Origin of the sequence: Streptomyces sp. NPDC014733 (assembly GCF_043083385.1) — a bacterium.
In the GTDB taxonomy this organism is placed as follows: domain Bacteria; phylum Actinomycetota; class Actinomycetes; order Streptomycetales; family Streptomycetaceae; genus Streptomyces.
Map to the genome: position 1 here is coordinate 123,073 of NZ_JBIBYO010000010.1, position 25,033 is coordinate 148,105.

Annotated in this window: 17 protein-coding genes; 6 read left to right on the top strand and 11 right to left on the bottom strand. The window is 73.3% G+C overall.

The window, feature by feature from the left end; genetic code table 11:
• Positions 1–54 precede the first annotated feature (54 nt).
• From ACF1BH_RS22330 to ACF1BH_RS22345, 4 genes are all read left to right on the top strand, one after another.
• Positions 55–1,341, top strand: a complete 1,287-nt coding sequence (locus ACF1BH_RS22330; protein ID WP_391644763.1) for a DUF6801 domain-containing protein — start codon at positions 55–57, stop codon at positions 1,339–1,341.
• A gap of 138 nt (positions 1,342–1,479) precedes the next feature.
• A complete protein-coding gene (locus ACF1BH_RS22335; protein WP_391644765.1) occupies positions 1,480–4,188 on the top strand; it encodes an XRE family transcriptional regulator in 2,709 nt (902 codons plus the stop codon).
• Positions 4,189–4,294: 106 nt separating this feature from the next.
• Positions 4,295–4,756: a MazG-like family protein gene (locus tag ACF1BH_RS22340; protein ID WP_391644767.1), complete on the top strand. Its 462-nt coding sequence runs from the start codon at positions 4,295–4,297 to the stop codon at positions 4,754–4,756.
• Between the two features lie 45 nt (positions 4,757–4,801).
• The gene (locus tag ACF1BH_RS22345; protein ID WP_391644769.1) at positions 4,802–5,905 is read left to right on the top strand and encodes an NUDIX domain-containing protein; all 1,104 of its coding nucleotides are present in this window, start codon (positions 4,802–4,804) and stop codon (positions 5,903–5,905) included.
• 50 nt (positions 5,906–5,955) lie between these two features.
• On the opposite strand, the gene ACF1BH_RS22350 is transcribed toward ACF1BH_RS22345, so the two are convergent.
• A complete protein-coding gene (locus ACF1BH_RS22350; protein ID WP_391644771.1) occupies positions 5,956–6,792 on the bottom strand; it encodes a TetR/AcrR family transcriptional regulator in 837 nt (278 codons plus the stop codon).
• A gap of 20 nt (positions 6,793–6,812) precedes the next feature.
• Between ACF1BH_RS22350 and ACF1BH_RS22355 the strand changes: the two genes are divergently transcribed.
• Positions 6,813–7,331 (top strand): hypothetical protein, encoded by a 519-nt coding sequence (locus ACF1BH_RS22355; RefSeq protein ID WP_391644773.1) that lies wholly within the window; start codon positions 6,813–6,815, stop codon positions 7,329–7,331.
• A gap of 102 nt (positions 7,332–7,433) precedes the next feature.
• Here ACF1BH_RS22355 and ACF1BH_RS22360 read toward each other — a convergent pair whose 3' ends face one another.
• The 7 genes from ACF1BH_RS22360 to ACF1BH_RS22390 form a co-directional block, all read right to left on the bottom strand.
• A complete protein-coding gene (locus ACF1BH_RS22360; RefSeq protein ID WP_391644775.1) occupies positions 7,434–7,868 on the bottom strand; it encodes an ASCH domain-containing protein in 435 nt (144 codons plus the stop codon).
• 382 nt (positions 7,869–8,250) lie between these two features.
• A complete protein-coding gene (locus tag ACF1BH_RS22365) occupies positions 8,251–9,345 on the bottom strand; it encodes a DUF5954 family protein (protein ID WP_391644777.1) in 1,095 nt (364 codons plus the stop codon).
• A gap of 159 nt (positions 9,346–9,504) precedes the next feature.
• Positions 9,505–10,491: a 2,3-diaminopropionate biosynthesis protein SbnA gene (gene sbnA / locus ACF1BH_RS22370; RefSeq protein WP_391644779.1), complete on the bottom strand. Its 987-nt coding sequence runs from the start codon at positions 10,489–10,491 to the stop codon at positions 9,505–9,507.
• 36 nt (positions 10,492–10,527) lie between these two features.
• Positions 10,528–11,586: a 2,3-diaminopropionate biosynthesis protein SbnB gene (gene sbnB, locus ACF1BH_RS22375; protein WP_391644781.1), complete on the bottom strand. Its 1,059-nt coding sequence runs from the start codon at positions 11,584–11,586 to the stop codon at positions 10,528–10,530.
• On the bottom strand, positions 11,583–12,587 hold the full coding sequence (locus tag ACF1BH_RS22380) for a TauD/TfdA family dioxygenase (RefSeq protein WP_391644783.1): 1,005 nt from the start codon (positions 12,585–12,587) through the stop codon (positions 11,583–11,585). Before ACF1BH_RS22380 ends, sbnB begins: the two co-directional genes overlap by 4 nt.
• A 133-nt stretch (positions 12,588–12,720) precedes the next feature.
• Entirely contained in the window at positions 12,721–16,179 is a 3,459-nt protein-coding gene (locus ACF1BH_RS22385) for an amino acid adenylation domain-containing protein (protein WP_391644785.1), read from the bottom strand.
• Positions 16,180–16,262: 83 nt separating this feature from the next.
• Positions 16,263–18,908: a Pls/PosA family non-ribosomal peptide synthetase gene (locus tag ACF1BH_RS22390; RefSeq protein ID WP_391644787.1), complete on the bottom strand. Its 2,646-nt coding sequence runs from the start codon at positions 18,906–18,908 to the stop codon at positions 16,263–16,265.
• A gap of 887 nt (positions 18,909–19,795) precedes the next feature.
• On the opposite strand from ACF1BH_RS22390, the gene ACF1BH_RS22395 reads away from it, so the two are divergent.
• Positions 19,796–21,295 (top strand): amidase, encoded by a 1,500-nt coding sequence (locus ACF1BH_RS22395; protein ID WP_391644789.1) that lies wholly within the window; start codon positions 19,796–19,798, stop codon positions 21,293–21,295.
• Between the two features lie 58 nt (positions 21,296–21,353).
• Here ACF1BH_RS22395 and ACF1BH_RS22400 read toward each other — a convergent pair whose 3' ends face one another.
• The 3 genes from ACF1BH_RS22400 to ACF1BH_RS22410 form a co-directional block, all read right to left on the bottom strand.
• Positions 21,354–22,925 (bottom strand): alpha/beta hydrolase, encoded by a 1,572-nt coding sequence (locus ACF1BH_RS22400; RefSeq protein WP_391644791.1) that lies wholly within the window; start codon positions 22,923–22,925, stop codon positions 21,354–21,356.
• Positions 22,926–23,037: 112 nt separating this feature from the next.
• On the bottom strand, positions 23,038–23,688 hold the full coding sequence (locus ACF1BH_RS22405; protein ID WP_391644793.1) for a response regulator: 651 nt from the start codon (positions 23,686–23,688) through the stop codon (positions 23,038–23,040).
• Positions 23,689–23,692: 4 nt separating this feature from the next.
• Positions 23,693–24,856 carry a sensor histidine kinase gene (locus ACF1BH_RS22410; protein WP_391644795.1) on the bottom strand — a complete coding sequence of 388 codons (1,164 nt, stop codon included), beginning with the start codon at positions 24,854–24,856 and terminating at the stop codon, positions 23,693–23,695.
• Positions 24,857–25,033 lie beyond the last annotated feature (177 nt).

A 25,033-nucleotide genomic window follows, 5' to 3' on the forward strand; every position in this document is an offset into this window, starting at 1 on the left:
TCAAGGATGAAGATCATCCTTGCGGCCGCCACGGTTTCGACAGCGACAAGCGGGATGGTGGGTTTCATCGGAGCCGGAGCGGCTTCTGCGCAACCGCTTTCGCACACGTTCGCCTATACGTGTACGTCTCCCATGATCGGCAGTCAGCCGTTGACGGTGGAGATCCACACGGACATCCCGAAGTCGGTCCGCGTAGGCGCACCCAGCAGGACGATCGCCGTCAAGGCGGTGGCGAAGGTGGACGCGAGTTTCACGGAGTGGCTCGCCAAGGCCGGTATGAAGTCCCTCGGGGGCACGGCGGACGCGAGGGCCCATGTGTCCGCGCCGCGGAACGACGTCGACCTCGCGGTCCCCTTCCAACTGGCCACGACCAACGCCCCCGCATCCGGCCCGTTCAGCGTCAAGGCCACCGCCGAGGTGACCGCCCCCACCTTCCGCCATCCGGGCAAGGGCACGGTCACCGCGGGCGACCTCCTGCTCCACCTCGCCGCGAGGAACGGCAACATGTGGCTGACGGGCGACGCGCCGTGCACCCTGAACGCCGGTCAGAGCACTGTCGTGACCTCCTTCGACGTCACCGAGCCGGGCTCGGGCGCCTCCGCCACTCCGCACCCCTCGACCGGCTCGGGGACCTCCGCGGCTCCCCGGCCGACGACCGGATCGGCGGGCGCCCCGGCCACCGCACCGACGACCGCACCAGCCGGTGCCGCCGCCCCCGGGCCGGCGGCCGGATCGGTGGGCGCCGCCCCCACAGCCCACGGTGCGCCCGCGCCGGGCAACCCGCCCCCTGCCGTGCCCGGCGTGCCGACGGTGACGGTCCCCGCCCATGCGGCGCCGGGGGCGGCCGTGCCTGCGCCCGCCGGTAAGACCTCGACCGACGGACAGCGCCTCAGGGATCTCGTCCTGCCGGCCGTGGGCCTCCTCGCGGCTTGCGCCGCCGCCTTCGGCCTCGGTGTGCGGCGCAGGAACCACGGGCGTCCCGGTGGCGACGGAGAAGTGCAGCGCCCCCTCGCGCCGCGACCGGGCCCGCCCGTGGAAGGCGCCAAGGACGGACGCACCGATGCCGGTCACCACAGAAGGGGCTTGACGGCTGCCGCCCCTCGGCGTCGCGGGCACGGCGACGGGGCCGCCTCACACGGCGGCGCGGAACGGAGGGTCACCGAAGGACGAAATCTACTGATGGGCCGTCATTTTCCCTACCAGCCCCACCACCAGGGGGTCGTTGCGCGGGAGTGCGGTGGCGCCGAGGCGGACGGTCGGCTGCCGGTCCTGCCGGAGAGTGCGGACGCCGGTGCCGTGACCGACGGGCAGTCCAGCACCGCATACGTCCGGCAGCCGTAGGGGTACGGCCACCCTCTGCGTGACGGAGGGGGCGGCGAAGCGGCAGGTGGGCGCAGGAAGGCGCCTGCCTGCCGGGCGGTGGGGAGCAGCGAGGACCACCGGGCCATGCACACGAAGAAGAAGAGGGAGGTGCCTCCGGTGACGGAGATCGACGCTCCGCTGCCGGCCGGCCAAGAGCTGATCAAGATCGGGGTCAACTCGGGCATTGTCGTCAGGGGCGACCGCAATGTCATCGTGCAATTCCCTGCGGAGTTCTCCGCCAAGGATGCACTCGCCGGTCTGGTCGAACGGCTCGTACCCGCGGTGCGCGCCAAGGAACGCTCCGTTGACAGCGAGTTGACCGGCAGGGCTGATCTGCTCGCGGACCATGTCCGGATGCGCCTGCAGAACGAGGTGGAACAACTGCGGCTGCTGGACAGGGATCTGCCCGTGCGCTGGCGACTGGCGCTGGGGAAGGCGTCGTTCCGTGAAGGCATCCGCAACGACCCGGCCGGGACGACGTCCACTCCTTCACTGGACCTCACAGCCGTCCTGCAGCAGGCGGATTCCCGCTGGCTGGCGGTGCTGGGTCGAGAAGGCTCGGGGAAGAGCGCCCTGGCGCTGCGTTTCGCACTGGCCCACCTGGACGCGCGCCATTCCCACCCCGGTCAACCCGCGCCGGTGCCGGTGATCTTCAGCCTCGGATCGTGGGACCCCGGCGCCATATCGCTGCGGTCCTGGTTGATCGGCCGGATGGAGCGGGACCACACCTTTCTCGCCGAGAGGGACCCCGGCAACAAGACGTGGGCCGAGGTGCTGGTGAGCAAGAAGTGCGTGCTGCCGATCCTGGACGGTTTCGACGAGATCGCCATCGGTTGGCGCGAAAAGGCGCTGAAGGAACTCAACAGCTGCCTCTTGCCGCTGATCGTGACCAGCCGCCGCGCCGAAATCGAAGCTGCCAGGAAAGAAACCAAGGTGGTTCCCTACGCCATCGCCGTCGAATTGGCCGACGTCACCTTGGACGACGCCGTCACGTACCTGCAGAACGCCACCGATGCCACGCTCCCCGACGATACGGACTCCGCGTCCCGGACCGGGTGGGCTCCCGTTCTGCGCGAATTGCGCAGCCGGCAGCACAGCCCGGCCGGCGCCCGTCTCGCCTCCGTGCTGACCACCCCCTTGATGGTCACGCTTGCCCGCTTCGTCCACGAATCCGATCTCGACCCTGCGGACCTGCTGGACGACGAGACATTCGGCACCCGGGAAGCTCTGGAGAAACACCTCCTGGAAACCTTCATCCCCACCGCCTACGAGCGTTTTCTCGGCGAGGGGTCCACACGGCGCCGGGATCCCGAACGCGCTCAGCAATGGCTCGGCTACCTCGCCGCGCATCTGACGGAACTCGGCACACCCGACATCGAATGGTGGCGGCTGGGGACCACCGTGCGACCGCGCCGGCTCATGCTGCGGGTCGGGGTCACGGTCGGCGTCGTCTGCGGACTCGTGGCCGGGCTCGTCTACGGGGCCGAGAGCCTGCTCCTGTACGGGCCTCTGGACGGACTCATGACGGCCGGCGTCACCGGCCCGGCGAACGGGCTCGCGTTGGGCCTGACCTTCGCTCTCATGCACGGGTTCGTCAGCAGGATGAAGGTCGGCGGCCCGGCGTTCGAACCGTCGCTCATGGAGATCAGGCTGCACGGCTGGACGAGGAACGGGACGGGGAAAAGGCTGCGGGAAAGCTTCTGCCCCAGAGTCATGGGCGGGCTCGCCGGTGGCCTCCTGTTCGGAGTTCTGTGGGCGCTCGGGGGCGCGGCGATTGCGGTCTTCCAACGGTATCCCGGCCCCCTGATCGCGCTGAATTCGGCGATGCTGCTCGCGGCGGGAATCGGCCTGGGGGGTGTGCTGGGGCTCATCGCCGCGCTCGGGGCCGGGTTCGAAACCGCCATCCCGAGAGAGGAGAGCGCCTGCCCGCCGGACCTGTTGAACACGAACCGTGCCACCGTTCTCACGCAGTTGCTCACCGTCGGTCTGGTGATCGGGACCGGGTGGGGGGTCCTGTTCGGAGCGTTGTCGCACAGCGCCCTGGACGGTATCGCGGCCGGGCTGGTGGCCGGATCCATGACCGCGCTCGGGGTCGGCACCATGACCGCCTGGGGGCGCTGGGTGGTCCTGGCCCAGATCTGGCTGCCCCTGTCGGGGTGGTTGCCCCGGGACCTGGACGCGTTCCTGCAGGATGCCTGGGAGCGCAACATCCTGCGCAAGGTCGGCGCGGTCTACCAGTTCCGCCACGCCCAGCTCCGGGAGCACCTGGCCGCGACCGCCGGCCCCCCGCCCGACCACGTCCTCCACCGCGTCCGCAGCCTGGACCGCCTGTTCGACGCCACCGACACCGATGGCGACGGCTACATCAGCGAGGACGACCAGCTGCGGATCGCCGAGCGCTGCCGCACCGCCTACGGACTCGACGCGGACTCCGCCGAGGCGAAGGATCTGGAGCACTTCCACCGGGAGTACTGGGCCGGTCTGCGGCGTCATGCGAAGACCGGCGGCAGGCTGTCCCGCGCACAGCACCGCACCGCTGCCGGGGCGCTCGCCACTGAACCGGATCCGCCCCTGCCGGTCGCGGCCTTCGGGACGGCGATGTTCACGGTCATCGATGTCGACCGTGCCGGCTCCATCGGTGAGCGGGAGCTGCGGCGGTACCTCGACATATGGGATCTCGGCGGCGACGTCTCACGCGTGCTGGGCCGGCTGGACGGCGACGGCGACGGCCGCCTCGGCGCGGACGACCTGATCCGCGCGATCGATGCGTACATCCGCTCCCCTCACCTCGGAGGAGCGGGCAGTGTGTTCTTCGGCGTCGCGTGACCTCCTCCCGGAGACGCGTCGGCCGGCGGTTCCGGGTCTCCCGTCCGCCCGGTCGTCGTCTGCGGCGCGTCCGGACAGCGCGGCAGGTACGAGGAGAGGCGACGGCATGAGGGAAGCAACGCGGACGGCAGACGCTCCTGGCCAGGGCGAGGCGACCGGCGGTTCGCCGTGTCCCGCGGAGCCCTCGGCCGGCTTCCTGGAGGCGACCGTCGACCGGCTCGCCCGGCGGTTCACGGCGCACGACACGGCGCGGGGGCTCAGCGCCGTCGAGCAGTGGACGCTGCAGGTGCTGAAGATCTCGGAGGAGACCGGTGAGGCCGCCCAGGCGGTGATCGGGGCACGCGGCACCAACCCCCGTAAGGAGCCCGTCTCCTGGGACGAGGTGCACGCCGAGGTCGCGGATGTGGTGATCACCGCTCTGGTCACGCTGAAGCGGATGCGTCCGGATGACGCCGAGGAGTACCTGCGCCGCCAACTGGCCCTCAAGACCGCCAACTTCCTCCCCGATCCGGCCGCACCCGCCGGTGGCGCCCCCGCGGCGGACCACCCCGGCACCCACCCCTCGTAGGCCGGCGGCCCCTGCGGAAATCCCCGCGTACGACGAAGGAGCACGATGAGCGATCCTCGCCCGGTCCCGGAACGCGTCCCCGAGCACCCACGGATGACGCAGGCGGAGTACGCGCGGTCACGGCATGCGGTGTGGCTCGGCACCTCCGTACTGTTCACCGATGTGCTCGGCCGGATCCTGCTGGTCAAGCCGGTGTACCGCCGGGAGTGGCTGCTGGCCGGGGGTGCGGTGGATTCCGGTGAGAGCCCCGCGGCGGCCGCGGCCCGTGAGGTGGCCGAGGAGTTGGGGCTCGTACGCCGTCCCGGCAGGCTCCTGGCCACCCACTTCCTTCCGCCGGGCCATCCGGATGTCGCGCGCGACCTGCCGTTTCCCGGGGAGGTCCGGTACGTGTACGACGGCGGCGTCCTCACCGCGCCGGACATCGCCGCGCTGCGCCTGCCCGCCGACGAACTGGCGGACTTCGCCTTTCTCGACGCCGACGACGCCGCGGAGCGCATGATTCCGGTGGACGCCGAGATCGTGCGGGCCGCCCTGCGCGCACAGCTGTCGGGGACGACCGCGGAGCTCGCCTCCGGACGGCACGCGGGAGTGGTGCCGCCGCTGGACCGTCATCAGCTGCTGCCGCGGCTCCGCCCCGGGCACGACTGGCCGTGGCACACCGGCGCCGTCCCGGCGGGCATGCCGGTGGTCCAGGCGTGGGGCTGGTTGTTCGTGCCCGACGGCCGGGTGGTGGTCGTCGCCGATCCCGGGAAGCGGCGTCCGATGCTCCCCGGCGGCACCGTCGAAGCCTCCGACGGCTCCCCCGAGGACACCTTGCGGCGGGAGGCCGAGGAGGAGGCCCGGCTGACGGTCGGTGAGATCGCACGGCTGGGATGGGTCCACGACGCGACCGGCGCGGTCTACGGAGGGATCGGGGAGTGCGCCCGGCTCCGGCTGGCCGCACCGGTGACCGCCGTCGGACCGGCCTCGGCGGACCCCGCCACCGGCCGGCACTTCGCCCGGCTGCTCGCCTCACCCCAGCAGGCCGCCGCCCTCCTCGGCCAGGGCGCCCAGGGGCGTCAACAGGCCGCCCTGGCCGCGCGGATCGCCCACGAGCGCTGGGGCATCCCCCACGCGACGCCCGCACCGGTCACCGAACTCTCCATGTGACGCGCTGCCCCGGGCTGCCGGGCCTCGCACCGTCCGCGGGGATCGCGCCGCTAGAGCGTCTCCCGTATCCGGGCCAGGCGGGCGGCGTCCCAGGTGACCTCGGGGTCGGGTTCGAGGAAGGACAGGGCGGTCGCGGCGACGCCCAGGGCGGGCTGGGACCATTCGACCTCGTCGGCCATCCCGAACGCGCCGGGTCGCCGCTGCGTTTCGGCCAGTTCCGGGCGGGCGAGGGAGGTGAGGACGAAGCCGCGCATGGTGGCGTTGAGCTGGGTGGCCAACTCCTCGAAGGTGGTGTGGAGGTCCGGCCGCAGGCGCATCCCGAGGAGGTCGGCCAGCTCCCGGTAGGAGCGGGCGATCCGGTCGGTGAGGCCGTGTTCGGCGGCGGCGAGCGCGGAGCGGACCTCGCGCCGCAGGTCGTCGTCGGTCAGGCCGAGGAAGGTGGCGTGCAGCGCGATGTAGGTGCGCCACTGCGTGGAGGTGCGCATCGCCTCGAAGTCGCGTAGCGCGCCCAGCCGGAGCAGTTCCACGCACAGCTCGCGCCGTCCCTGGGCGGTGGTGAGCTGGTCGAGGCGTTCACGGGCCAGTCGACGGACGGCCGCCTCGCCGACCTGGCCGTCGGCGCCGGCCGCCGCGGGGGCGCGCCGGGCCAGTTCCTTGAGCAGGTCGCTGAAGAAGAGGTCCTTGTACGGCCAGCGGCGGTAGACGGCGCTGCGGGCCACGCCGGCGTCGCGGATGACGTCCTCGAAGCTCAGATGGTCCAGGCTCACGGTCAGGCCGGTGTGCTCCACCGTCGCCACCGCGGCATCCAGCATGCGCTGGGCGGTCTCGGCATCGCTGAGGCGCCGGCGGCGCCGGACCACTCCGGTCGGAGGTTGCTCGTTCGACATCCGGCCCTCTACTCTCCTAATTGAGACTTGAGACACTGTATCCCAACTCTCCTCGTTACTTCCGGATCGTCTCCCAGGAGAACCCGATGTCCGACCAGCAGCTTCCCGCCTCCGCCCGCCCGGCCGGCCGCGTCCTCTACACCGCCGCCGTCCTGGCCGTCGCCTCCGCGGGCGCCATCGTGATCGACCAGGCCACGGGCGGCGGCCTCGCCGCGCAGCTCCAGCACGTCTACCCCGAGCGCAGCGCCGCCGACATCAAGATGGCGGAGTCCAGCATCCTCACCTACCTGTTCACCCTCGCCGTGCTCGGCGCCGCCCTGTTCACGACGATGGCGTGGGCGCTGCGGCGCGGTCGCCGCTGGGTGCGCGGCGTCGGGGCCGCGGCCGTGGTGCTGGGTTCCGTGCTGGCCGGATACAACTTCAGCCAGCCGCACCCCCTCATGATGACCGTGGCCGGTGTCGTGCCCTGCGTGGCCGGTCTGGCGGCCGTCGTGATGCTCTGGACGAAGCAGTCCGCGGCCTCCCCCACGCCCGCCTGAACCTCGCCATCCCCTCCCGGACCTGGCTCCCCCTCGCGGGGAGCGGTCCGGGAGTGCGGGCCGGGCCGGTGACAGCCGCATGCCGCCGGCGCGGAGTGCCGGTCACCCGTCGCGCGGCTCCTCCGGACCGACCACCCGGAAGCTCTGGGCGACGACGAGGGTGTCCCCGTCGATGACGGGGGTGCGGCCCAGGAACTCGCTCACGCCCGCGCCGCGGAAGAATTCCTCGTGGGCGGTGCGCCACTGCGCCGCGTCGGCGTAGCCGCGGCCCTCGGCTCGGGCGAAGGCGTCGTCGATCTCCTTCATGGGGACGACACGGACGTCGGTCAGCTCGATGGTGACGGCCGGGCGGGCCGCGGAATCGAGGACCGCGAAGCGCTGTCCGGCCCGCGGAACGTCCTCGCCGGCATGCGCGTAGATCTCCAACAGGCCGGTGAGTGCGGTCTTTTCGCCGTTGCGGATCGCGGCCACACCGCGGTCGCGCTCCGGGCCGGGGAAGGCCAGTTCCAGGGTGGGGAGGTCATCGTCATACGCCATCGGGCGAGCGTACGGAGCCGGGGCGCGGTGATCAACGGGATATCGGCACCCTTCCGCTGCGCCGTCCGCCGGGAGCGGACCGGTCGTCGGGGCGTGGCGACGAGTTCGCCGGTCCTTCCCTGACCTGCACCGCCGCTCCTCCACCGGCTGATTCGGGCCCTCTTGCCATGACTACCGGACATCTTCCGCTGCCGGAAAGGCAGTTGTGATGACCGAGGGCTGTCCCGGCGTGGACCAGTCGAAGCCGGGCATTGCCCGGGTCTACGACCGGCGGCGGAGGCCGAACTGACCGTCTGGGAACAGCTCATCGTCGGCGGGCTCGCACGCAAGGCGTGATACGGGGCGGGGCGGCGCAAGAAGGGCGCCGCCCCGCGGATCGCCGTCAGGCCCCGTCGCCGTCGTCGTGGTCGAAGTGGACGACGCCGTCCTCGTCGAGGAACGGGTGCAGCTTGTCGGGGAGATGGCTGTCGGTGTCGGACGGGCGCGGGCCCTCGGGGCCGTCCGGTCCCCAGCGGAGCAGGCGGCGGGCGCGGCAGATGCGGTGGACGGTGCCGTGCACCTCGATCTGGTTGGCGCGTTCGGTCCGCAGGCGGTCGGCGGCGCGGATGTACTCGGCGAGTTCGGCGGCGGTGGCCTCGTCGCTCTCGGCGGCCACCGCGCGGGCGTCGACGGTCCGGTCGGGCAGGTCCCAGGGGATGAGGCCCTGCTGGCGTGGCTCGAACCAGGTCAGGGAGAAGTCCAGGGTCTTGCGGGCCTCGTGGGCGCTGGCGTGCAGGGCGCTGCCCGTCTTCCAGCCGATGCCGTCCTTCTCCACGACCCGGAAGGCGGGCGGCAGCAGCAGGACATCGGGGTGGCTCTCGCGGATCAGCCGGGAGTCGCGGCAGACCTCCTCGGGGAAGCGGGATCCGGCGTAGACGAGCGCGCGCAGGGCCAGGCGTTCGGCGGCCAGGGCGGGGGTGACCGGCTCCTGCGGGTCCAGCAGCAGCTGGTCGTCGATGCGGTCGCGGACGCTGCGCTCCCAGTCGGGGACGGCGGGTTCGGGGTCGGTGGCGCGGGGCTGTTCGATGCCGTCGCGTCCGCTGCCCGCGTACTCCTCGGCGCGGACGACGCGGTAGCGGGTGTCCTGGACGGTGAGTTCGTCGACCGGCTCCTTCTCCAGAACGGCGACGCCGGCCAGCAGGGCGCGGCGTTCCTCCCTGGTGCGGGCCTCGTCCTTCGCCCGGAACCACAGCCAGGAGTTGAGGCTGTCGCGGGCCTCCTGGGGGCTGCTCGCCGTCACCGGGACGACCACCCGCCACCGGGGTGCGTCCTCGGGGCTCTGCGCCGCGACGCCGAACAGCGGGCCCCGTACCAGCATCACATCGACGTCCGACATCGCGTCGAGCGCATCGGCCTCCATGACCGCCTCGACGGGGCCGTCCGGGGGCCTCACCACGACCGGCCGGCTGCGGCCCGGGCTCACCTCACCATGACTCATGTGTTCATCCTGGCGACCCCGGAGGGAGCCGACAGGCGTTCCCCGGAACCCCACCCCGCTCTCCCCGACCACCACCCGGACGAGTGAGCGGAATCAGGACAGGCGCGCCGCCCGGGCCCGGGGTGGCTTCCCTGGGCCGGGCGGCGTCCGTCCGGGGTCTCAGGCCGATTCGAGGTCCGGGGCGACCGGGTCGGGGCCCAGGACGTCCTCGCCGTAGAGGGCGTGCAGCCAGTTGGTCTGGTAGATGGTGTCCAGATAGCGTTCGCCGAGGTCAGGGGCTATTGCCACGGCCGTGAGGCGTGGGGTGCGGTGGTGCGCGAGCCAGTTGGTGGCGCCGCTGACGACGGTGCCGGTGGAGCCGCCGAAGAGGAAACCCCGGCGGGCCAGGCGGTGGCAGGCGCGGACGGTGTCGGCCTCCTCGACATGGATCACCTCGTCCACGAAGTCCTCGTCGAGCAGGGCCGGGCGGACGCCGGCGCCCAGGCCGGGGATCATACGGCGGCCCGGTTCGCCGCCGAAGGTCACCGAGCCGACGCTGTCCACCGCGACGACCTTCACCGCCGGGCGGTGTTCGCGGAAGTAGCGGGCGCACCCCATGAGGGTGCCCGTGGTGCCGGCGCCGATGAACAGGACGTCCAGGTGCGGGAAGTGGTGGGCGATGCCCGGTGCGGTGGTGCGGTAGTGGGCCTGCCAGTTGCCGGCGTTGGTGTACTGGTTGAGCCAGACGTACCGTTCGTCGGCCGCGCACAAGGCCCTGACGTGGGATATCCGTGCGCCGAGCAGACCGCCGGTGGCCGCCGGTTCGGCGATGATGTGCACCCGGCCGCCCATCGCCTCGATGAACCGGCGGGCCGAGAGGTTGCACCGGGCGTCGGTCACGCACAGGAAGCCGTAGCCCTTGCTCGCCGCGATGATGCTGAGGGCCGCGCCGAGGTTGCCGGACGAGGACTCGACGAGGACGGAGCCCGGTTTGAGGATGCCGTCGCGTTCGGCGGCCTCCACCATGGCGGCGGCCGCCTTGAGCTTGATGGAGCCGGCGAAGTTGAAGCCCTCGCATTTCAGGAAGAGGGAGTGGTCCACCATCGGCCGCAGGTCGACGTAGAGGTCTTCGGCGTTGAACTCCGCGGGCCCGGAGATGATCGTCATACTGCGTCCCTCCTCGGTGGCAGCGCTCCCGGCCGGTCAGCCATGACGGCGCAGTTCGTGGAAGAAGTCGTCGACCCGGTGGAGTTCGCCGGCGCGGACCACCTCGTCGTAGACGTACCGGCCGACCGCGAGGTCGAGGACGCCCAGGCCGAAGGGGGAGAAGATCACGGTGCGGTCGGCGGGGACGGTGACGCGGCCCGCGGTGACGTCGTCGAGGGTGCCGGTGAGGAAGTCGCGCCTGCCGGTGAGCTGTTCGGCCAGGTGCGGGGAGGTGTCCGCCTTCAGGCAGTGCTCGACGTCGTCGACGATGTTGACGGCGTCGAGGATGATCCCGGGCGCGAGGTCGCGCAGGGAGATGTGCAGCACCAGCGGATGGTGGTCGAACCACGCGGCGTCGTCGACGTGCGGCTTTCCGGCGACGGTGGCGAAGACGACGAGGTCGCTGGTGCGGATCAGGTCCTCGGCGGCCGGGTGGACGGTGACCGGTCCGGCGCCGGACTGCTCCAGGTAGAGGCGGAATCCGGCCGCGCTGTCGGGGGACACGTCGTGCACGCCGATGTGGTCGAACTCCCAGCCGGTCTCCGCCAGGAAGGTGTGGATGTAGCGGGCGATCAGGCCGGTGCCGAAGAAGCCGACGCGGCGGGGGCGGGGGCGGCCGCGGCTGAGCCGGTCGGCGGCGAGCGCCGCGGACGCCGCGGTCCTGGTGGCGCTGATGATGGAGCTCTCCAGGCAGGCGAACGGGTAGCCGGTGTCGTGGTCGTTGAGGATCAGCACCGCGGAGGCGCGGGGGATACCGGCGCCGACGTTGGCGGGGAAGCTGGAGATCCATTTCATGCCGTCGACCGGGGCACCACCGCCGAGCGAGGCGGGCAGCGCGATGATGCGGGAGGTGGGCCGGTCGGGGAACTTCAGGAAGTACGAGGGCGGGTTGACGGAGTTGCCTTCGCCGTGCAGGCGGTACGTGGCCTCGACGAGGTCGACGATCTCGTGGGCCCGGCCGGTCAGGGCGCGCCGGACCTGGTGGCCGGGGATCACCGCGAACGACGGCGCGGGGGCGGTGGGCCGGGTGTCGGTGTGGTACTCGGTGGTGGTCATGCGGCGGTCACCTCGATGGTGGGCGAGCAGTCGGTCAGGGACACCCGGTCGGCGAGGGCGACCAGGATCTCGCGGCGGCCGTGGAACGGCTCCCGGCCGTGCGCGGTGCGGATGTTGTCGACGAGCAGCAGATCCCCGGAGCGCCACGGTGTGCGGCGGGTGAGCGCCTGGTAGACGCCGTTGAGCAGGTCGACGGTCTCCGGTTCGAGGGGGTCGCCGTTGCCGTAGCGGGTGTTGAACGGCAGGCCGTCGGGGCCGTAGCTGTCCACCAGGTACTCGCGGATGTCGGGGGCGAGCGTCCATTCGTTCAGGAAGGCGACCTGATTGAACCAGCAGCGCCGGCCGGTGAGCGGGTGGCGCACGACGGCGCTGCGGCGCTGGCGGGTGCGGAGGGTGCCGTCGGGCTGCCAGCGGTAGGCGATGGCGTGGGTGCGGCAGTGCTGTTCGACGGCGGCGCGGTCGTCGGTGCCGAAGGCCTCGGCGACGGAGGCGCCGATCTCGTCGTTGTAGGTGCGGGTCAGCAGCCAGCCCTGCCGGGCGAAGCGGCGGACCAGCCGCCGGGGCAGCGCGTCGAGGACGGCGGACGCGTCGGCCACCACCGTCTCGCCGCCGCCGTCGGGCTCCGTGAGGCAGGCGAAGAGCATCAGACCGGGGAACTCCGTGGCGTAGCTCAGCTCGTGGTGTGGGCACATCTGCTGATTGGCGGGCCACGGGGTGGTGCTGTACGTGCCGGTGGCGCGGGCCTGGCGGGGGGCGAAGCTCTCCGTCTCGGCCATCAGGTCGTCGGAGAGGGCGGCGAAGACCTCGGCGGTCCCGGCGGTGTCGCGCAGTCCGAGGCCGCGGACGAGGAGGGCGCCGTGTTCGGTGACGAGGGCGCGCAGGGCGTCCCGGTGCCGGGCCGCCCAGCGCGCCGGGTCGCCGCGCGGCTCCACGGGAAGGACCGGTGGTCGGCCGGCCCGGAGGAGGGGGACGGGCAGGGGCGGTGAAGGGGGCGATGCCATGGGGCCTCTTTCCGTGACGGAGTGCTCGGGGCGGGTCGCTCGGCGGGTGGACGGGGCGGCGGGCCGCGGGTCGGTGGCCTGGTAGGCCGGCGGGTGGGTGGGGCCCGTCGGTGGTCGGCCGGCGGGTGCGAGGTCAGGCCGGTGGCGCGGTGACGGCGCCGAGTACGGCCCGGGCGGTTTCGGCGGGGCGGGTGTGGTGGAAGTGGTGACCGCCGTCGGGCAGCCGGTGGAGGGTGACGTCGTCGGCGAACCGGCGCCAGGCGTGGTGCGGCCGGCCGGTGGTGCAGGTGAGCGGGTCGTCGTCGGCGAGCACCAGGGTGAGCGGCGCGGTGAGCGGGACGGGCCGTTCGTCCTGGTCCAGCGCGGCGGCGAGGTAGCGGTGCGCCGCCGCGCTGTCGTGCCGGTGGGCCGCGGCGCGCGCGGCGTGTACGTCCTCGGGGGCGACGGGGACGGGCGCGTCCCCGGGCACCGGCGGGGCGGTGTCCGTCCTGCTTCCGGCGGCGAGGGCTGTCGCCGCACCCGTGCGGACGGCGGCGAGGCGGGTGCCGCCTCCGGTGATCCGGACGGCGGCCGGGCCCGTCCCCCCGTCGGCCGCGAGGCCGGTGGCCGCGGCCCCGCTTCCGGACAGCGCGTGTCTCTCCTCCGCGCCGCCGGGGGCCGTACGCCCGTCCCCCGTGGCGCCGGCCCCCTCGGTGGTGCCGGGGGCCGTGTGACCTTCCGCCGTATCGCCCGGTGCCGTCGTCGCCTCGGCGGCCTCGGCCAGCAGGCGGGCGCCGATGAAGACGTGGCGGGCGGGGGTGGCGCGGTCCTGGAGGAGGCGGGCGGTGGCGACGGCGAGGGCAGCGCCGGCGGAGTGGCCCCACAGGACGACGCCGGTCAGGCCGCGGCGGGCGATCTCGTCGGCAGTGGCCTCGGCGACCCGCTCCAGCGGGGCGAGCGGGGTGCGGTCGGCCGGGTCGTGGCCGGGCAGTTCGACGGCGTGGGTGGCGTACCCGGCCGACCGCAGCGCCTCGGCCAGCGGCAGGAAACCGAGCGCGTTGCCGCCCGCGCCGGGGAAGGCCACCAGATGGCCGCGGGGCGGGTCCGCCGGTTCGGCGAGGGTCTGGAGGAGGCCGGGTTCCGGCGCCCGGCCGTCGTCGAGCAGGGCGGCGAGGTCGGTGAGGACGGGGCGGCGGATGAGGTCCTTGAGGGAGACGGCCCGGTCGAGGGCGATGACGAGTTTGACCGCCGCCAGCGAGGTGCCGCCGCGGTCGAAGAAGTGGTCGTGGCGTCCGACGGTGGCCTCCGGGACGCCGAGCACCTCGGACCAGGCCCGGGCCAGCCGCCGTTCGGCCGGGGTCCGCGGGGGACGGTGGCGCTCCTCCGGCGGCGCGGGGCGGGCGGCGAACCCGGCGAGCGTCCGCTTGTCGATCTTGCCGTTGCCGGTGAGCGGCAGCCGGGCGTGCCAGTGGAAGGCGGTCGGCACCATGTAGGCGGGGAGCGACTCCCCCAGGCGCGCCCGCAGCACGGCGGTCTCCAGGGGGCCCGGGCCGCTGTAGAAGGCCACCAGGTGCTTGCCGTGGCCCTCGCCGCTCACCACGACGGCGCCGTCGCGTACGCCGTCCACGCGCAGCAGCGCGTTCTCGATCTCGCCGATCTCGATCCGGAAGCCGCGGATCTTCACCTGGGCGTCGCGGCGGCCGAGGAACTCCAGCTTGCCGCCCGGCAGCCAGCGGCCGATGTCGCCGCCCTGGTAGAGCCGTTCGCCCGGGCGGTGCGGGTCGTCGCCGAAGACCTGCCGGGTGCGTTCGGGGTCGTTGACGTAGCCACGGCCGACGCAGACGCCGGAGAAGACGATCTGGCCGGGGGCGCCGAGCGGGACCGGCTCCAGGTGGTCGTCGGTGACGTAGACGCGGGCGTTGGGGACGCACGGGCCGAGCGGGATCCGATCGCCGTCGGGGGCACGGTCCATGACCTCGTGGTTGGTGTCGTCGGAGGTCTCCGTCAGTCCGTAGGCGTTGACGAGCCGGACGCCGGGGCGGGCGGCGAACCAGCGCTGGACCAAGGGCTTCTTCAGCGCTTCCCCGGTGACCGAGACACATCGGAGGTCCGGGAGCGGACGGGGGCTGCGTTCCAGCTGGGTGAGGACGGCTTCGAGGTAGGACGGGACGACCTGGAGGACGGTGATGCGGGCGGTGGCGAGGGTGTCGACGAAGCGTGCCACGTCCAGGACGACCGGCTGTTCGACCAGGTGGGTACGGCCGCCGACCAGGAGGGCGGCGACCAGTTGCCACAGGGAGATGTCGAAGCACTGGGGCGCGGTCTGGGCGACGGTGTGGCCCTCGGCGATGCCCAGGTCGGCGATCTTTGCGTGGAGATGGTTCAGGAACCCTGCGTGTTCGCACATCGCGCCCTTGGGCTCGCCGGTGGAGCCGCTGGTGAAGTAGAGGTACGCGAGTTGGTCGGCGGCGACCCGTACGCCGAGGTCGCCGGTGGGGTGGCCGGCGGCGAGGGCGGTGTCGATGCCGAGGGTGCGGACCGCGGGGAGGGCGGCGAGGGCCTGGTCCAGGGTGGTGGCGCTGCCGGGTTCGGTCAGGGCGAGGGCGCAGCCGGCGCGGGTGAGCATGGCGGCGATACGGTCGGGCGGGAAGTGCGGTTCGACGGGCAGGTAGACGCCGCCCGCCTTGAACACGGCGAGGACGGCGGCCATCCAGTCGAGGGAGCGCTCGCTGACGACGGCGACGACGCCCTCCCGGGTCAGGCCCTGCTCCAGGAGGGCGTGGCCGAGGCGGTTGGCGCGGTCGTTGAGTTCCCGGTAGGTGAGGGACCGGTCGCCGCGGACGGCGGCGACGGCGTCCGGGTGGGTGCGGACGCGTTCCTCGAAGAGTTCGTGGAAGCGGCGGTCGGGCAGCGGGCGGTGCGGCCCGGCCAACCCGTCGAGCTGGAAGCGGCGTTCGCTGTCGGAGAGGAGACCGAGGCGTCCGTAGGGGGCTTCGGGGTCGGCGGCGAAGTGGGTGAGGGCGGTGCGGTGGTATCCGGCGATCCGGGCCGCGCTCTCCGCGTCCAGTGCGTCGGTGCGGTGGCGGGTCCGCAGCCGGGCACCGACGCCGTGACGGGTCACCGACAGCCGCAGCACGCTGGTGCCGAGCGGGTCGCCACCGTGGCCGTACGGGTCGATTTCGGCCTCGAAGGGCACGGTGTCGAGGCCGAGTTCGGCGGCGAGGCGGGGGATCTCGCAGTGGCGGTGGGCGGCGAGATCGGTGAGGACGCGGGCGGCCTCCTGGGCCAGTTCGCGCCAGGTGACGGGGGTGGCGGCGAGACGGCAGGGCAGGGCGGGGCCGGTGGCGGCGGTGGTGCAGCCGGTGGTGACCTGCCGTTCCCCGGAGAGCGCGGCGAGCACGCGGGTGTGCGCGGCGAGCAGGATCGACTCCCGGGGGACGCCGTGCTCGCCGCCCCAGCGGTCGAGCCGGTCCATCAGCTCGGCGGGCAGCGCGAGTTCATGGGTGGCGATGCCGGGCACGGGGGTGGGGGCCCAGCGGGGGACGGCGGTGTGTCCCGCGTCGGTCAGGACGGTGCGCCAGTACTCCCGGTCGTGGTCGGTCGGCTCTGTCATCAGGAACCCTTCCTGCTGGTGGGACGGGGCACGGCGGGGCCGCGGGGGCCGCGGTGCCGGGTGGGGTGGGTACGGCCGCCGGGTCAGCGCGGTGCGTGCTCCGCGGCGGTGGCGCCGGGCTCGCGGGGCCGGGGCGGCACAGGGACCGGCCGGCGGCTGGGCTCCGCGGGGGCTGCCGGGTTGCCGGCCCAGTGGGCGTGTGCGGGGACCTCCTCGCCCTTCATCAGGAAGGAGTCGGCGCCGAGTACCGCACCGCGGCCCATCGTCACGCCGTAGTGGACGAGGGCGCCGACACCGAGGGTGCAGTCGGCGGCGAGGGTGCTGTGGGCGGACTTGAAGGTGCCGTCCTCCTGGGAGTGGCACTGGATCTTGCTTCCGGCGTTCAGGGTGCAGTCGTCGCCGATGGCGGTCAGGGTGCGTTCGGTGAGGATGCAGCCGTCGTCGAAGACCCGGCGGCCCATCCGGACGCCGAGCAGCCGCCACAGCAGGCTCTTGAAGGGCGTGCCGTTGAAGGCGTTGAAGTGGGTCTCGGGCACCTTCCACACGCGTTCCTGGTGCCAGAAGTCCCGTTCGTAGATGGAGCACACCTGGGGCCGCAGGCGGCGGAAGCGGGTCAGGAGGCGTTCGACGAAGGCGTAGTAGACGGCGGTGTACGTCATGGCGCCGACCAGGAAGCCGGCTTCCAGCAGGGTGCCGAGGGTGTCGTCGTCGCCGGTGGTGATCAGGCTCAGCAGGACGATGCCGTGGAAGTGCGCCCAGCGGATGAGCAGGAAGAGGGCGATGGTGCGGAGGTTGTAGCGGTTCTTCTTCCGGAGGCGGTCGCGGAGGGTGTCGCCGGTGCGCAGGTGGTCGAAGCGGGCGTCGCGGTCGACGGTGCGCGGGATCTCGAAGCTGGGCGAGCCCAGGAGGCCCACGCCGGTGCGGACCTCGCCGTCGAGCGGGACCATCACCTTCGTCGCCAGGAGACAGTTGTCGCCGGTGCGGCCGCCGGCGGGGTAGGCGATGTGGTTGCCGAGGAAGTTGCGCCGGCCGATGGTGGTGCGGCTGACACGGAAGGACGAGCCGGAGAACTCGGCGTTCAGGAGCGAGAGTCCGTCGGCGATCATCGTGCCGCTGCCGACGGTGGTGAGGAACGGCGAGTCGTGCTGGAGGAAGCAGCCGAAGTTGGAGCCGGTCTGTTCGACGCGGGAGAGGTCGTACCCGATTCCTTGCAGGTAGGGGACGATGTAGCTGCTGTCGCCGAAGAGTTGGATGAAGAACTTCAGGTTGGTCAGGCGGGCGATGGTGCGGTGGGTGCTGTAGCGCAGGCCGTACAGCGGGTAGACCGTGTCCGGCTCGATCGTGCGGCGCAGCAGGCGGGGCACGGTGAGCAGCACGCCCAGCCCGAGGAGGACGGCGCCGAAGAAGAGCGTCAGGGACAGCACCAGGGCGTCGAGGTGGAAGGCGGCCGAGGTCAGGGGCTGCTCGTCGAGGTCGCCGTGGCCGCCGGGCATCGGGAGGCCGTCCCAGACCAGGGAGAGCAGGGAGAGGGTGAGCGGGATGGTGAGGAGCAGGGTCTTGGCGAGGTCCGCCGCGCCGAAGACGGCCCGCCGCAGCGTTCCGCAGCGCCGGGGGGCGACGCGTGCGTAGAGGACGTCGGTGGGGCGGGCCGGGGAGCCGTGCCAGCGTTCGCCCGCGGGGACGGTGTCGCCGCTGCGGAGGGTGGAGGTGTGGCCGAGTTGGGCGCCGTCGCCCATGGAGCTGTCGATGTCCAGGACGGTGCGTTCGCCGACGAAGGTGTCCCGGCCGAGGGTGACGGGGCCGGTGCGGATACGCCCGGCGTGGGCCCGGTAGCAGAGGAAGAAGGCGTCCTTGCGGATGACGGAGCCGGCGCCGATGGTGAGCAGGTCGGTGCAGACGGGGACGGTGCGGGACAGGATGGTGACGTGCCGGCCGATCTTCGCGCCGAGCGCCCGCAGGTAGAGCGGGTAGAGCGGGCTGCCGATGAAGAGCACCATGGGGTTGGCGTGCACCAGCACCTTCACGATCCACAGGCGCAGGTAGGTGGTGCCCCAGAGGGGGAACTCGCGGGCCGTCCACTCCCCGATGAGCAGCCATTTGACCAGCACAGGCAAGGCGCAGAGGCCGGTGAACTCGGCGCTGCCGAAGAGGACCGCCCGGCCGTAGAGCGCCGGGAGTGACGCGGCGCGGGAGACCCAGGCGTAGCCGCGGGTGGTGGCGAACGCGACGAGACAGGAGTAGCCGAGGAAGAAGGCGAGTTGGGCGGCGCCGCAGGCGACGTAGCGGGCGGTGCGGTGGACGGGCGGGGGCGGGGCGGGTTCGCCGGCCGCGGCGGGGGGCTCGGCTTCCGCGGGGGTGCCGGGGGCGGCGTCGGCGCAGGCGGCCGCCAGGGCGGCGACGGTCGGGTGCCGGTAGATGTCCTTCATCGAGACCGGGGGCAGCTCCGGGCGTTTCCTGACGCGGGCGCAGAAGTGCGCCATCACCAGGGAGTCGGCTCCGAGGTCGTCGAAGAAGTTGCTTTCGGCGGGGACGTGTTCGGTGTGCAGGACCGCGGCGAGGACGGCGGCGAGCGCGGTCTCCAGGGAGGGCGCCGGGCCGGCGGCGTCCGGGGTGGCGGGTGGTGCGGCACCGTCGGCGGTGGCCGGTGGTGCGGTCCCGTCCGGGGTGGTGGCCGGTGCGGCACCGGCGGGGCGGCCGGGCGGGGTTCCGGTCGGTTCTTCTCTCCCCACGTGAACTCCTTGGACGCGTCGTGCCCGTACGAGGGCGGGATGCGGTGGTGGTGCGGTACGGAGGGGCGGTGGCGGATCAGGGGGTGCGCGCCCGGGGGTTCACCGGTGTGCCCCGGCGCCCGGGGAATCCGGAAGGGCGCCTCCGGCTCCTGCCGCGCCACGCTCGCTTTTCTTCCGCACAGCTCCCCCATTTCCCGTTCCCACCGAAGGGATCGTTGAAGAACGTAGAACTGCCCTCTCCCTCGAACCAGCCGCGTGCAGGCCACAAAAACAATCGGCCGCACCACGGGGAGAAGATCGTCGCCGCACCGGGGAACATCCGGCTCCACGTCCGGGGAATTTCCGTGTGGCGCATCCGCCACCTGCGGATATCCCGTTCGCCGACGAGACGGCGCAACCGGGGGCCCCTACCTTCATCACACCCACACATAAAGCATGTAAATGCTACTTACCAGGCGACTTCCTCCCGTATAAATCAGGGCAAATGAGGCAATTCGACGGGCAAGGTGACACACTTTCAGGACTTCGACGGCACCTGCGGTTGGCGCGAATCGACCGACGCGCCACGCGCTCCGGATAAAGAATTACCCTGGCTCCGGTAATGGCCCGCCACAATCCGGCGGACGCCTCTCCGCAGCGCTCCGAGGATATTCCTATATTCTCCGCCGGGGATTTCCGCCGACCGCACCATTCGGCACACCATTCACCACACACACCGGAATACACTCACCTTTCCCGGGCCCCGGAAAGGGCTTCGCCACGCCCCCGGAAATCCGCCGGTGCGAAAGAACACCACGGGCGCACCTCCGTGCGCGCCCGGCGCGGCGGACACCCCCTCCGCCTCCCTACGGTGGACTGCGGCACAACCGCGAGGAGAAGAGGCAGAAATGACACAGCATCAGGCGCCCGGCGGCGGACCGATAGCGAGCGGCGCGCAGCCCCCGGACGACGAGCTCGCCTGGCTGGACGCGACCGCCCAGGCGGAACTGGTCCGCCGTGGTGTGGTGTCGCCGACCGAGCTGGTCGAGGCGGCCATCGCCCGGATCGAACGGCTCGACGGCAAGCTCAACGCGGTGATCACGCCGCTGTTCGAGAAGGCGCGCGCCGCGGCGGGCTCGGCGACGCTGCCGGACGGCCCGTTCCGCGGGGTGCCCCTGCTCCTGAAGGACGTGCTGTGCCACTCCGCGGGCGACCCGGCCCACAGCGGTATGCGCGCCCTGCGCGACCGCGGCTGGCGCGCCCCGGAGGACGCGACGCTGACCAGGCGGTTCCTGGCAGCCGGGTTCGTCATCTGCGGCCGGACCAACGTCCCGGAGCTGGCCACCAGCGTGACCACGGAGCCGCTGGCGTACGGCCCGACCCGTAATCCGTGGGATCTGACCCGCTCCACCGGAGGTTCGAGCGGCGGCTCGGCGGCGGCGGTCGCCGCGGGCCTGGTGCCGGTGGCGCACGGCAACGACATGGCCGGTTCGATCCGGATCCCGGCGAGCGCCTGCGGTCTCGTCGGCCTCAAACCCACCCGGGCCCGGACGTCGTTGGGGCCGGAGTTCGGCGAGTACTGGGGGCCGGGGACGCATGAGCACGTCCTGACCCGGTCGGTCCGCGACACCGCGGCGGTGCTGGACGCCACCGCGGGGATGGCGACCGGCGACCCGTACACCGCCCCCGCCCCGGCCCGGCCCTACCGCGAGGAGGTGGGCGCCGACCCCGGCGTCCTGCGCATCGGGTTCCGTACGGCGCCGCCGGGTGCGACCGCCCCGGTCCACGCGGACTGCGTGGCGGCGGTCGAGCACACCGCGCGGCTGCTCGACGGGCTCGGCCACCGGGTCGCCCCGGAAGCGGCGCCCGCCCTGGACTCCCCCGGCCTCTTCGAGGCGCTGCCCACCCTCTTCGCCGCCATCCTGGCCTGGGAGGTGGCCTACTGGTCGCAGCGGATCGGCGCCCCGCTGGAACCCGGTGACCTGGAGCCGATGAACGCGGCGCTCGCGGAGGCGGGCCGCTCGGTGACAGCCGCGCAGTGGCTGTCCGGCGTACAGATGTGGCAGCGGTGGGGCCGCGAGGTGGCCGCGCTCTGGGAGAACGACGTCGACGTGCTGCTCACCCCGACCCTCGCCACCCCACCGCTGCCGCTGGGCCACCTCGCGCCGACCGCGCAGGAGCCGATGGAGCTGGTGGCGGGCGTCGCCCAGGGCATCGCCTTCACCCTGCCCTTCAACCTCACCGGCCAGCCCGCCGTCTCGCTGCCCCTGTACCGCAACGCCGAGGGCCTGCCGATCGGCGTCCAACTCGTCGCGGCCTACGGACGGGAGGACGTGCTGCTCCGGCTGGCGGCCCAGCTGGAGGCGGCGGCACCGTGGGCGGGTGAGCGGCCGCCGTTCTCGGCGTAGCCACCGGTCGTCACGGGGGGGTGCGGGCGGCCGGTGACCGGCCGGGCCCCCCGTTCCCTCACGCCCCGGGCCGGTCCGTACAGCGCAGATCGGCCGCCGGGCGGTGGCCGGTGCGCAGGTACGTGGTCACCGCCCGGTCACCGCAGGCGTTGCCGTGGGCGAGGTAGACGCCGTGGCCGCCGCGGTCGACGGTGACCAGCCGGGCGCGCGCGCCGAGAGCGGTCCGCATCCGCAGGGCACCGGCGTAGGGCGTGGTCGGATCCCGGAGGTTCTGGATCATCAGGACGGGCGGGCCGTCCGCGGTGATGTGCACCGGTGCGTCGGCCGGTTCACCGGGCCAGAAGGCGCACGGGGTGAGGGTGACCGGCTGCCCCGCGGTCAGCGGGTGCCGCACCCGGTCGACAGCCACGTCACGGGCGTAACGCTGCACGTCACGGGGCCAGCGCACGTCGTTGCAGACCGTCGCCAGGAACACGGTGGCGTCCCGGTCCGGCATCGGCGTGCCGTAGCCCGGCGGCAGGGCCGGTGTGGCGTCCGGGTCCTCGGCCGCGGTGATCAGCCCGGCCAGCCAGGGGAAGGCGGCGTCGTCGGTGAGCCCCTGCTGGACGGCCTGACGCAGGAGATTGCCGGTGAGCAGCTTGTGCGGGGTGTCGGTGGCCCGGGGCGCGCGGTCGAGCCGGTCGGCGAGGGCCAGCACGAGCGGCCGTACCCCCTCCGGGCGCCGGGCCAGGCGCAGCCCGTCGGCGTCCCGGGCCGGGTCGGCGGCCCACCGGGCGAAGTCGGGGAACCGCTCGTCGGCGCCGGCTGCCGTGCGGGCGTTCCAGCCGCGTCCCACGCGCGTCGGATCGGGGTCGTCGGTGCTGTCCAGGACGGCGCGGTCGGTGTGCTCGGGGTGGCGCTGCGCGTAGGTGGCGCTGACGTAGGTGCCGTACGACACGCCGTAGAGGGAGAGTTTCGGGGTGCCGAGGGCCCGGCGGAGGCGTTCGATGTCGCGCACCTCGTTCGCGGTGGAGTAACTCCGGACCACCGCGCCGCCGTTGCGGGCGCAGGCGTCGGCCGTGCGGCGGGCGCGGGTGGCGACGTCGCGGAGGTCGCCGTCGGGGCCCGGCCAGCCGCGGAAGGCGAGCACGTCCCGGTCGTCCGCGCGCAGTCCGCAACCGGTGCCGCCGGAGCCGCCGACGCCGCGCGGGTCGAGGCTGACCAGGTCGTAGGTGCCCCGCAGCACCGTGCGCAGGGCGGGCCCCCGGTGCGCGAGGGCCTCGACGCCGGAGCCGCCCGGGCCGCCGGGGGCGACGAACAGGACGCCGCGCCGGGCGGCCGGCCTGTCGCTCAGCAGGCGGGTGACGCGCAGGGTGAGGCGGGCGCCGCCCGGCTCACGGTGGTCGACCGGGACGGACAGGTCGGCGCACTGCTGGTCGGCAGGGCCGCCGGGCTGTGCGCACGGCGTCCAGGCGAGCCGGTCTGCGGGCGGGGGTGCGGCGGGAGCGAGGGGTGCCGCGCCGAGGGTGAGGACCCCCAGGACGACGGCGAGTGCGCATCGCCTCAGGGTCGTGGTGTGCGGGGTGGCGGCGGCCGGTCGCGGCGACCGCCCGTCCGCCCGGTCTCTCCCGGTGCGTCGTGGCCTTGTCATGCTCCGCACTCTGCCGGGCGGGGCCGTGGCCCCGCTTCCCCCACGCGCGGGAGCCTTCTCCCCCGCGCAGGGGAACCCGCGCGGGGACGGCGCCCTGCGGACGTCTCGCGTCCTATCCGGGGACGACGAACCCCGACTCGTACGCGGCGATCACCGCCTGGGTACGGTCGCGCGCCCCCACCTTGGCCAGTACCGCGCTCACATGGGTCTTGACGGTCTCCGTGCCCAGCACCAACGCGGCGGCGATCTCCGCGTTGGACAGGCCCCGGGCCATCAGCCGCAGGACCTCCGCCTCCCGTCCGGTCAGCGCGGCGCGCTCCAGCAGCGCGCGGGCACGGGGGTTGGTGTGGTCGGCGGCCATCCGGCGCAGGGCGGCCGGAAAGAGCAGCGAGGAACCGGCGGCGACCACCCGGATCGCGTGGACCACCTCCGAGGGGTGTGCCCGCTTCAGCAGGAAGCCGCTCGCGCCCGCGCGCAGCGCCTCGTACACGTAGTCGTCGTTCTCGAAGGTGGTGATCACCAGGATCTTCGGCGGATCGGGGACACCGGCCAGCACCGCGCGGGTCGCCTCGATCCCGTCGAGCAGCGGCATCCGCACGTCCATCATCACCACGTCCGGGCCCCGTTGGCGGATCAGCGGGATGACGGCGGCGCCGTCGGCCGCCTCACCGACCACCTCGATGTCCGGCTGCGCCTGGAGGATCGCCCGGAGCCCGGCCCGGACCAGGGGCTCGTCGTCGACGAGAAGCACGGTCAGCGGCATGGCGTCACCCTACGGCGACGGGCAGGCGGGCATGGACCCGCCACCTTCCCGCATCGGGGCCGGCTTCCGCGTGCCCGCCGAGCAGCCGGGCCCGCTCGCGGATACCGCGCAGCCCCCGGCCGCTGCCCGACACCGGCCCGGCGTCGCCCAGTTGGTTGCGGATGTCCAGTTCGACGCTGTCGCCGTGCACGGCGATCCGTACGGTGACGGGGACCGGTCCGGCGTGCCGCACCACGTTGGTCAGCGCTTCCTGGAGGATGCGGTACCCCTCCCGCGACACGGGGCCCGCAACCGCGTCCAGCGGGCCGGACACCTCGGCCGTCACCTCCGCCCCGGCGCCCCGGGCCGCGTCCAGCAGCCGCGCCGCGTCGGTGAGCGCGGGGCGTTCCCGGGGCTGCGGGGAGTCCTCACGCAGCACCTCCAGCACCCCCTCCAGCTCCTCCAGGGCGCGCCGCCCGGTCTCCTCGATGGCGGCCAGCGCGCGCCCGGTGAACTCGGCCGAGCCCGCCGCCCGCGCCGCGCCCGCCTGCACCACCACGGCGGTGAGGGCGTGGCCGATCGAGTCGTGAAGGTCGCGGGCGAGACGGTTGTGTTCCATCAGCCGCTCGGTGCGTTCCTCCAGCGCGGCGATGCGTTCGGCCGCCGAGGGCGCGAGCAGCCACCGCGCCGCGGCGGCGATGACGGCACCGGCGCTCACCACGAAAGCCACCAGCCCCAGCAGCGGCAGCGGCGCCAGCAACGCGTACCCGTCGCCGCGGCTCGCCAGGCGGACCGTCTGCACGGGCAGCCACCCCGAAGCGCTCAGGGTGAGCGCGCCCAACTGCACCCGCAGCACCAGCCAGCACACCGTACGGCCCAGGTCGGCGACCGAGGCCGACGGTGCCGCGGTGAGCTCGGCGCGGCAGACGTCCCGGCGGGGCGAGGGCCGCCCGGGGACGAGCATCAGCCGCGCCTGCAACCCCTCGGCGAGGCGCACCACGGGCACCAGCCCGAGCAGGACGAGCAGCGGCACCGACAGCAGGGCGGCGCGCAGCAGCACGCCCTGCCCGTGCCCACCCGGCTCCGGCCAGATGAACATGCAGACCACGGCGACCATGCTGCCGGTCACCAGGTGCAGCCAGCGGCTGCAGACATTGGCAAGGGTCAGAGAGCGGAACGGCCTGCGCATGGCCGTCATCCTGGCATCGCCGTACGCCGCCCGGCCTCCCCCGCGCGAGGGAGGCGCGTGCCACGGACGGGGGAAGCGCGGCCGGTCGGCGGGGCGGCAGGGTGGAGCCGTGACGCCGATCGGCGCACGCCCGCAATCCGGCAGAACTCGCGAGGACGCCCCTCCCATGACGAAGCA

Bases quoted from the DNA above. Each gene is read 5' to 3' on its own strand.
- ACF1BH_RS22345 (WP_391644769.1), top strand. From the start codon at position 4,802: ATGAGCGATCCTCGCCCGGTCCCGGAACGCGTCCCCGAGCACCCACGG.
- sbnB (WP_391644781.1), bottom strand. From the start codon at position 11,586: ATGACCACCACCGAGTACCACACCGACACCCGGCCCACCGCCCCCGCG.
- ACF1BH_RS22395 (WP_391644789.1), top strand. From the start codon at position 19,796: ATGACACAGCATCAGGCGCCCGGCGGCGGACCGATAGCGAGCGGCGCG.
- sbnA (WP_391644779.1), bottom strand. From the start codon at position 10,491: ATGACGATCATCTCCGGGCCCGCGGAGTTCAACGCCGAAGACCTCTAC.
- ACF1BH_RS22400 (WP_391644791.1), bottom strand. From the start codon at position 22,925: ATGACAAGGCCACGACGCACCGGGAGAGACCGGGCGGACGGGCGGTCG.
- ACF1BH_RS22365 (WP_391644777.1), bottom strand. From the start codon at position 9,345: ATGAGTCATGGTGAGGTGAGCCCGGGCCGCAGCCGGCCGGTCGTGGTG.
- ACF1BH_RS22330 (WP_391644763.1), top strand. From the start codon at position 55: ATGGTGGGTTTCATCGGAGCCGGAGCGGCTTCTGCGCAACCGCTTTCG.
- ACF1BH_RS22380 (WP_391644783.1), bottom strand. From the start codon at position 12,587: ATGGCATCGCCCCCTTCACCGCCCCTGCCCGTCCCCCTCCTCCGGGCC.
- ACF1BH_RS22405 (WP_391644793.1), bottom strand. From the start codon at position 23,688: ATGCCGCTGACCGTGCTTCTCGTCGACGACGAGCCCCTGGTCCGGGCC.
- ACF1BH_RS22360 (WP_391644775.1), bottom strand. From the start codon at position 7,868: ATGGCGTATGACGATGACCTCCCCACCCTGGAACTGGCCTTCCCCGGC.
- ACF1BH_RS22340 (WP_391644767.1), top strand. From the start codon at position 4,295: ATGAGGGAAGCAACGCGGACGGCAGACGCTCCTGGCCAGGGCGAGGCG.
- ACF1BH_RS22410 (WP_391644795.1), bottom strand. From the start codon at position 24,856: ATGCGCAGGCCGTTCCGCTCTCTGACCCTTGCCAATGTCTGCAGCCGC.
- ACF1BH_RS22385 (WP_391644785.1), bottom strand. From the start codon at position 16,179: ATGACAGAGCCGACCGACCACGACCGGGAGTACTGGCGCACCGTCCTG.
- ACF1BH_RS22350 (WP_391644771.1), bottom strand. From the start codon at position 6,792: ATGTCGAACGAGCAACCTCCGACCGGAGTGGTCCGGCGCCGCCGGCGC.